Origin of the sequence: Succinivibrio faecicola (assembly GCF_019448115.1) — a bacterium.
GTDB classification, from domain to species: domain Bacteria; phylum Pseudomonadota; class Gammaproteobacteria; order Enterobacterales; family Succinivibrionaceae; genus Succinivibrio; species Succinivibrio faecicola.
Window position 1 is genome coordinate 1 of the sequence record NZ_JAGFNY010000086.1, and the last position, 1,151, is coordinate 1,151.

Annotated in this window: 1 protein-coding gene; it reads left to right on the plus strand. The window is 34.9% G+C overall.

Annotated features, from left to right (window positions below):
• Positions 1-243 precede the first annotated feature (243 nt).
• Positions 244-1,151: IS4 family transposase (locus J5V48_RS09720; protein WP_219938442.1), on the plus strand; the 908-nt coding region annotated here is incomplete at its 3' end.

Below are 1,151 nucleotides of genomic sequence, written 5' to 3' on the forward strand. Positions count from 1 at the left end.
AACTCTAGTTTCCCACATGGAAATTTAAAACAAACCTAGATGCACTCTAGCGTTGATGCTCTTTAAAAACATGTATTGATTTAAGCACTTAAAAGGTCTGTATTTTTGAGGCATTAATAATACAAAATTATTTGTAAAATCAATGAGATAGAATAGAATGGGTGTGTTAAAAATGTTATAATATTACTAGAAAAATCAAACAGATAACATCAAAAACACACCATGAATATGATATCTCAAAATATGTCTTATGACAATTTAAATAATGCTTTGTCTTTAGTTTTTCGTAAATTAAAGATGCCTTCCTTACTCAAGGGTGCAGGATTCAAAAAACGCAATGGCTTTGGAGCTTCTGTATCAGACATTGTTTTCATGCTCTTAAGCTCTTGCTTTTATAGGTCAAACAAATCTATTTATGGAAATTTTGGACACTCAGACAGAGTACCAGTCTGTACTTCTAAAAGTAGCATATACAGATTCCTCTCTAACGAAAGAAACAACTGGAGATTGCTTAATCTTAAGTTAGCTAAAGAGGTTATTGATTCCTTTACGAAACTATCTGACGCTGATAGACGCTATTGCCTAATCCTTGATGACTCCATGCTTGAAAGCAGAAAGGGCAAAGAGGTTGAGCTTTTATCAAGACAGTATGATCATGTATCTAAGACTTTTATTAAAGGTTTTAACTGCCTTCAGTTAGGTTGGTCTGATGGTGTCAGTTATGTTCCTGTAGCCTCAGCACTTTTATCTACCCCTAAAGAGGAGAATCGCTACTGTGAAGCTACTGATTCTATTGATAAGAGAACTAGTGGCTATAAACGCAGGGTTGAAGCAATGAGCAGAAAGCCTAACGTTGCTGTTAATCTCATCAAACAGAGCCAGAACACAGGAATAAGCGCTGACTATGTTTTGATGGATTCATGGTTTACAACAGAGCCTTTCATTAAAGAAATCAAGGATATCGGACTCGATGTTATTGGAATGGTAAAACCACTTAGACAACGTTATCAATACCAAGGACAGCTGCTTGATCTGCATAAGCTATTTAAGGCTATTCCTAATAAAAAATCAGGTGACATCATTTGCAGTGCAATTGTAAAAACCAAAGGTGATATTCCTATCAAACTGGTTTTTATTAGAAATCGCAATTG